A 6,692-nucleotide genomic window follows, 5' to 3' on the forward strand; every position below is an offset into this window, starting at 1 on the left:
CGAACTGGTGAGGTTGATTAACCCTGCGAAGTTACTGAATCGGGGGTGATGTGACAAGGGGCCGCGGGAGGGCGAATGGCGGAGAGAAAGAACTGGAACCTCAGGATGAAGAGAAAATCAGGTTGAGATGAATCGAGAGGGCGGCGGGAGAGGAATAGATTTCGCCGGCGCCGGCGGCCAGTAATCGATCGCGCGATTTATCGTCGTGCGCGATTCCATAGAAGCGAACGTGCGCGGAGCGGGCCGCGACGAAGTCGGCCTCGCTGTCGCCGACGAATGCTGCGTCGTCGGCGCGCGCGGACAATTGCTCGAGCGCTCGAATGATCATGTCGGGCGCGGGCTTGAGGGGGAGCATCGAGTCGCGGCCGACGATTACTGCGATCCAATCGGGCGGGTCGGAGATTACGGCATTGAGATCCTTCGACTCCGGCAGCCTCCGCTCAGGATGACGGAGGGGAGGCAGCCTGCCCCGTTCGACTTCGCTCAGGGCTTCGGCTGCTGGATGACGGAGGGGAGGAACGGACTGGGCATCGCGCGGTGCGTTAGCGTGCGATCCGGCACCCTCACCTACCTCGTCCCCGGCGGGACTCGGCCTCCCTTCGACAGGCTCAGGGCAGGCTCTCAATGGTCTGATAACGGGCGAGGTATAAGAGCCGGCAGCTTGCGCGTCGGGATGACGGTGTGAGGCAGGCGACGACTCCGGATTATGGAGGGGAGCGGCGGGCGGCAGCGGGGGGAGGGGGTGGAGCTCGAACCAGCGGCGGATCGTGCGCGAGGAGTTCGAGGAGACGATCGCGACCTGTGCGCCGCGGTCGCGCAGTGCCGCGAGCAATGCGATTGCGCCTTCGAGCGGCTTCGCGCGATCGACGCCGGCCAGTTCGATCTTCTCAATCATCGCGGAGGCGGAGCGGAGATTCTGGCGTTCGCTCGGGCCGATGCCGTCGGCGACGAGCAGTTTGCGGTAGGCGTCGTAGAGCGGGAGATTGCCGCGCGGAATCCGCTCGAAAATATCCGCCGGCGCGCCGACCGAGCGGAGAAACGGCTCGAGCTGTAGGCGGCCGCCGGCCCAATCGACCTCGGGCTCGAGGCGGGCGATGGTGTTATCGAAATCGAAGATCCAGAACTTTGTCATCGTGATTGAGGGTAGCATCGCGACCCCTGGATTCATCCTTCGCAATTCGGCGGGCCCGCGCGATCATTTCGGGACCGGGATTCTTTTCTTCGCTCAGAATTTGTGAATTTTTAATAGCGAGCGAACCAGACCAACCTTGTCATTCTGAGGCGAAGGTGGTGAAGTTCGCTGGCTAGAGAAAGTTTCACAGACTTTCAGGATGACGGAACGGAGCGATCGTGGGCGCCGCAAGTGCAGGCGGAAGTCACCGGGTGCGGGCGGGTGGCGTAGCCCTCGAAATCGATTATCACCGAAGACGGATTCTCGGAGTAACCCGCCAGCAGTTTGAGGGACTCGGTGGTCGCGAGCATCGCGACGAAATCTGCTGACGCGGAATGATTCGACACGGATTGTGCGAGCAACGATGCGTCGGCGCATCGCGGACACGACGATGCCGCGGCGAGAATTGCGAGCCTCGATGGATCGTCGAGGCGCGCGATGACGTATGCGGTTGCGTCGATGCGATCCGCGAGCGTGGCGGCGAGATCGCGCAATGCGTCGTCGCCTATGAGGAGCATCGCGAGGTCGAATCGATTCGGCGAATCGATATCGAGGACGCTACCCAGATCGATGGTGACGTCGGGATTCAGCACGCGCATTTTATCTAGATGATCGGATTTTTTCAGGCGATCGGAGTTATCAGCTAACGCGAGTCGAATTGAGCCGACGCCGGCGCCGACGAGATATGCGAGCGGTTGTTCAATATCGTGCAGTTCGCCGGCGAGCAGCATTTTGGCGCCGAGCAGGCGCTCCTGGGCGCGCCCGCCGATGCCAGGAACGATTATCTGGCGGCTGTAGCGTTCGATTTGCGCGTCAGTCAGGGGCATCGTGGGATTGCAATTCGGCCCGCGCGGGGCGCGCGCCGCTACTCGATGACGTTCTTTTCAATCGGCTCGACGGTGACACCAGTGTCGCGCAGCCAGGTGAGCGCGCGCTCGATTTGATCGCTGCTGCCTTCGAACTCGACGGCGACCAGGCCCATCTCCTCGGACACGCTCGCGCCGCGGATATTGAAAATCAGGTCGAACTTTTTCACGAGGTGATAAAGGATCGGCTCCTTGATCAGGGCGCGCGGATAACTCAGGTAGTAACGTTCGTGAATTCGGTCCATTAGTCAGTCACTTTTCCCAGATAGTCACTTGAATAGTCACTTGTTGCGCTTGAGGCGCCACTCCTGCCATCCGATCCACAAGTTGGTGGAGAGATACTTGTCGCCGAAATCGCTAAACACGGTGACGATTGTGCCGTGGCGGATCGAGTTGGCGAGCTTGATCGCGGCGACCATCGCCGCGCCCGACGATTGTCCGACCAGCAGGCCTTCGGTCTCGGCGAGGCGGTAGACCATCTCGTAGGCGTCTTCGGTGCTGACCGGGATTTTCCCGTCGAGCTGATTTTCGTGATAGATGCCCGGCACGATCGACGACGCCATGTGCTTGAGGCCCTCGAGGCCGTGGAACGGATCGTCGGGCTCGACCGCGATCACCTGGACGTTGCGATTCTGCGTTTTCAGGAATCGGCCGACGCCCATCACGGTGCCGCCGGTGCCGATCGCCGCGAGGAAGTGCGTGACCTCGCCGCGCGTCTGGCGCCAGATTTCGGGGCCAGTGGTTTTGAAGTGGGCGAGCGAGTTCGCCTCGTTGTTGTACTGATCGGGCTTGAAGAAGCGATCGGGATTTTGCTCGAGCATCTGGCGGCACATGATAATCGCGCCGTCGGAACCTTCCTGCGGATCGGAATAGTGGATGGCCGCGCCGAAGGCCTGGATAATTTTTTTGCGTTCGCGGCTGACATTCGACGCCATCACTAGTTCGACCGGGTAGCCGAGCGTCGCACCGAGCATCGCAAGCGCGATACCGGTATTGCCTGAGGTGGATTCGAGGATCACTTTGCCGGGTTTGAGCTTGCCCTCTGCGATGCCGACCTCGAGCATGTTTTTGGCGGGGCGATCTTTCACCGAGCCGCCGGGATTGAAGCCCTCGAGCTTGGCGAAGATACGCACGCCGCGCGGAATCAAGCCCTCGGTGAGGCGCCTGATTTCGAGGATCGGCGTGTTGCCGACCAGATCGAGCACGCTTTGTGCGCGCGCGATCGGGGCGACTTCCACGCCTGCCCGCGTCGAGCCGCCGGATGGTCTAGCGTCCGCCGGCAATCGCGGGAACGATTGAGATGTCGTCGCCATCCTTGACCTTGGAATTCAGCGAATCGAGGAAGCGGACGTCGTCGCCGTTCAGGTAGATATTGACGAAGCGGCGGATGTCGCCTTTCTCGTCGAGCAGCCGCTCGCGCATCCCGGGATGCCGCCGTTCGAGATCCTCGATTACGGCCTTGATCGACGCGCCATCGGCGGGGACTTCATCGACACCTGCGGTGAACCTTCTAAGTGGGGTTGGAACCCTGACCCGTACTCCCATGGAATGAACAATGCCTCCGAGTTGAAATTCTAGATTTATGCGGTGTCAGTCATCCAAACAAGGCGCCCCTCGCGGCGAGCCGATCACGCGGCGCCCGCGGCGGCGCGCTTGCCGTTGGTGAGGCGCTCGAACAACGCGTCGAAATCCTTGAGGCGAGCGTCGATTATCGAGGGCTGCTCGATCGCGCTCACAACCGCCTCGAGCGTCTTGTAGCCGTTGCCGGTAATCGAGACGACTACTGTTTCGTCGGGCTTGATGCGTCCCTGGTTCAGCAGCTTCAGGGTGACCGCGAGCGTAGTGCCGCCGGCCGGCTCGGCGAAGATTCCTTCGGTGCGCGCGAGCAGTTTGATCCCGTCGATGATCTCGGCGTCGGTCGCAACGTCGCCCCATCCGCCGGACTCGCGCACCGCTTTCAGTACGTAGTAGCCATCGGCGGGATTGCCGATCGCGATCGACTTGGCGATCGTGTCGGGTTTCACCGGCGTGATCAGGTCGGTGCCCTTGTGCAGCGCGTGGATCACGGGCGCGGAGCCAGCGGCCTGCGCCGAATGAATCTTGAAATCGCCGCTTTTGATCAGGCCGACTTCCTTGAACTCCTTAAATGCCTTGGCGATCTTCGGCAGAATCGTGCCGCCGGCAGTCGGGACGACGATGTGATCCGGCAGACGCCATCCGAGTTGCTCGGCGACTTCGAAGCCGAAGGTCTTGGCGCCTTCGGTGTAGTACGGGCGGAGATTGATATTGACGAAGGCCCAGCCGTACTTGTCGGCGATTTCGCTGCACAGGCGATTGACGTCGTCGTAGTTGCCGCGAATCGTGATCACGCGGGCGCCGTAGATCGTCGAGCCGACGATTTTTCCCGATTCAACGCCCTCGGGCATGAAGATGTAGCATTGCAGGCCGGCGCGCGCGGCGTGGGCGGCGACCGCGGTCGCGAGATTGCCGGTAGAGGCGCATGACACCGTCTTGAAGCCGAACTCGCGCGCCTTGGTGATCGAGACTGCCACGACGCGATCCTTGTACGAGAGCGTCGGATGATTGACGGTGTCGTCCTTGACGTAGAGATGCTTGAGGCCGAGTTCCGCGCCAAGGCGTTTGACGTGCAGCAGCGGGGTGAAGCCACTGTTGGGGCCGATGTCGGTGTCGCTATCGACGGGCAGCAGTTCGCGGTAGCGCCAGAGGTTGTGCGGGCGCTTTTCGATAATCGAGCGCGAGATGGCGGCGCGAATTTTCGCATAATCGTACACGACTTCGAGCGGGCCGAAGCAGGTCTCGCATACGTGCAGCGGCTCGATTGGATATTCCTGGCCGCATTCGCGGCATTTGAGAAATTTGACGTAGCTCATGGTTGGTCCTGCTCCAGTTTCTTAAGGGCGCGCGACGGGCAATGTTCGCGACGTGCTTGATGTTCTCGATGGCTGCGACTTTGATGCGCCGCAGATGCATCCGCGCCGCGGCGATATCGGCGTGAGGCGGACGCGCGCGTTCGCGGCGGCATCGTAAGTCAGAATTTTTCCGGTGAGTGCGAGTTCTTCTGCGCGCGAGGCGCGCATCGCCTCGGCCGCTTGCATCGCGCCGATTGCGCCGGCGACGGGTCCTAAGATTCCTGCCTCGCGGCAGCTCGCGATTTCAGTTTCGTCGGGCGCGTTCTCGAAGACGCATCGGAGGCAGGCGGTCGCGCCGGGAATCACCGACATCGCCTGTCCCGTCATCCCGATCACGCCGCCGTACACGAATGGCGTGCGCGAATCGAGGCAGACATCGTTGATAAGGAATTTCGCGACGGGGCTGTCGGTCGCGTCGATAATGAAATCGTGACGCGCGATCAGCCGGGCGGCGTTGGATGAATCGAGCGAGGTTGTGTGCGTCTCGACGGCGCAATCCGGAAATTTGGCGGAGATCCATCGCGCGGCGGCGACGACTTTCGGCGTGCCGAGATCGTCAGTCGTGAAGATCACCTGGCGCGCGAGATTCGAGAGATCGATCGGGTCGGGATCGACGAGCGTCAATCGTCGAGCGCCGTCGCGAGCGAGCGTACACGCGGCGGGGACGCCGAGTCCTCCGATTCCCACGATCAGGATTGAAAATTCTCTCGTAGTCACCACTTCACCTAAACCTGCCGCCGCGACCCAAGCTCGAAGAGACTTCGAGGCCCGAGAGCCGAGGACTCTCTCCCGCGATGACGATAAAGACGAGGTGGTGAACACACTCGCCTTATCTTCCAGGATGTCTCGCTGCCGAGCATCCTGCAGGAGTTAGCACCGACACCCGTCGCGGGTGCGGTTGCTGCGGCATCAGCGGGCCAGTCCCTCCGCCGCTCTCGATAAGGCTCAAATCGCTACAGTCGGCTAAGGCTAATATGCGGTGGGCGAACTGTCAATCGACGGACCATGCGGTCAGCGGCGCGCCGCGGGAGGCGAGATGAAGGTCGCGCATGGTCGAGCGGCGGTCAGAAATGATTGCTATCGAGATTGCGAATTCGCTATCGTTGCCGCGCCCGTCCCGAGGCAGACTCAGCGATTCGACGATGAGATCTCGGCGGCGGGCTGGACGGGGGAGGATTCTCGATGCTGATTCGTGCGCTCAAGTGGATGGTGCCTTTATCGGTGGTGATCGCGATGCTGCTTTCGATCAAGGGTTGCGATCCTTGCCCGAGCTGCAAACACAAGCCGGTGGGTCCGACGGCGACCCGCACGAGCACCTCGACCGGATCGCCGACGACTACGCCGACCTCGACGCCGACGCCGCTTCCGGCAAGTGCGTGCATACCGTCAAGCTCGTTGTCGGTACTGGTTCAGGGCAGCGATGTAGCTTCATACGTTCCGGATGGGAACTGGGGATCGACCAGTCCTAACGTCGAGCTGGTTCCGATCGAAGGAACCGGCATCACGCGGGCGACGGTCGTCACGCCGACGGCGGTTAATTCGTGTTCTTCCAACTCGACGACCGGACAGACCGTATGCAGCTCAAACGGTACCGACGTTTACCTCATAAACGGCAGCACCTTGAGCAATACTTTAACGAGTAGCGCAGTCGGAACGACCAGCTTTTCGGGCGGTACTTGCTCTACCTGCGGCGTGGTGGTGGATGCCACGACCAATCAGGCCTTT

Annotated in this window: 7 protein-coding genes, 1 pseudogene and 1 riboswitch; of the genes and pseudogenes, 1 reads left to right on the plus strand and 7 read right to left on the minus strand. The window is 61.5% G+C overall.

What is annotated here, in order from left to right:
- Window positions 1–100 precede the first annotated feature (100 nt).
- The 7 genes from Q7S58_RS19845 to Q7S58_RS19875 form a co-directional block, all read right to left on the minus strand.
- Window positions 101–1,150 (minus strand): HAD family hydrolase, encoded by a 1,050-nt coding sequence (locus tag Q7S58_RS19845; protein WP_304830190.1) that lies wholly within the window; start codon window positions 1,148–1,150, stop codon window positions 101–103.
- 176 nt (window positions 1,151–1,326) lie between these two features.
- A complete protein-coding gene (locus Q7S58_RS19850) occupies window positions 1,327–1,998 on the minus strand; it encodes a ThiF family adenylyltransferase (RefSeq protein ID WP_304830192.1) in 672 nt (223 codons plus the stop codon).
- 38 nt (window positions 1,999–2,036) lie between these two features.
- On the minus strand, window positions 2,037–2,282 hold the full coding sequence (locus Q7S58_RS19855) for an NIL domain-containing protein (protein ID WP_304830194.1): 246 nt from the start codon (window positions 2,280–2,282) through the stop codon (window positions 2,037–2,039).
- Window positions 2,283–2,318: 36 nt separating this feature from the next.
- Entirely contained in the window at window positions 2,319–3,350 is a 1,032-nt protein-coding gene (locus Q7S58_RS19860; RefSeq protein WP_304830196.1) for a PLP-dependent cysteine synthase family protein, read from the minus strand.
- A complete protein-coding gene (locus Q7S58_RS19865; RefSeq protein WP_304830198.1) occupies window positions 3,304–3,582 on the minus strand; it encodes a ubiquitin-like small modifier protein 1 in 279 nt (92 codons plus the stop codon). The genes Q7S58_RS19860 and Q7S58_RS19865 overlap by 47 nt, the downstream gene beginning before the upstream one ends.
- 83 nt (window positions 3,583–3,665) lie before the next feature.
- Window positions 3,666–4,928, minus strand: a complete 1,263-nt coding sequence (locus Q7S58_RS19870) for a threonine synthase (RefSeq protein ID WP_304830200.1) — start codon at window positions 4,926–4,928, stop codon at window positions 3,666–3,668.
- Window positions 4,929–4,949: 21 nt separating this feature from the next.
- On the minus strand, window positions 4,950–5,684 hold the full coding sequence (locus tag Q7S58_RS19875; protein WP_370655557.1) for a ThiF family adenylyltransferase: 735 nt from the start codon (window positions 5,682–5,684) through the stop codon (window positions 4,950–4,952).
- 109 nt (window positions 5,685–5,793) lie between these two features.
- Window positions 5,794–5,912, minus strand: a riboswitch (SAM riboswitch).
- Between the two features lie 237 nt (window positions 5,913–6,149).
- Between Q7S58_RS19875 and Q7S58_RS19880 the strand changes: the two are divergent.
- A pseudogene (locus tag Q7S58_RS19880) lies at window positions 6,150–6,692 on the plus strand (hypothetical protein); the annotation flags it as partial.

The sequence above is a fragment of the Candidatus Binatus sp. genome (assembly GCF_030646925.1).
Lineage (GTDB): Bacteria > Desulfobacterota > Binatia > Binatales > Binataceae > Binatus.

Bases quoted from the DNA above. Each gene is read 5' to 3' on its own strand.
- Q7S58_RS19860 (WP_304830196.1), bottom strand. From the start codon at position 3,350: ATGGCGACGACATCTCAATCGTTCCCGCGATTGCCGGCGGACGCTAGA.
- Q7S58_RS19845 (WP_304830190.1), bottom strand. From the start codon at position 1,150: ATGCTACCCTCAATCACGATGACAAAGTTCTGGATCTTCGATTTCGAT.
- Q7S58_RS19865 (WP_304830198.1), bottom strand. From the start codon at position 3,582: ATGGGAGTACGGGTCAGGGTTCCAACCCCACTTAGAAGGTTCACCGCA.
- Q7S58_RS19870 (WP_304830200.1), bottom strand. From the start codon at position 4,928: ATGAGCTACGTCAAATTTCTCAAATGCCGCGAATGCGGCCAGGAATAT.
- Q7S58_RS19850 (WP_304830192.1), bottom strand. From the start codon at position 1,998: ATGCCCCTGACTGACGCGCAAATCGAACGCTACAGCCGCCAGATAATC.
- Q7S58_RS19855 (WP_304830194.1), bottom strand. From the start codon at position 2,282: ATGGACCGAATTCACGAACGTTACTACCTGAGTTATCCGCGCGCCCTG.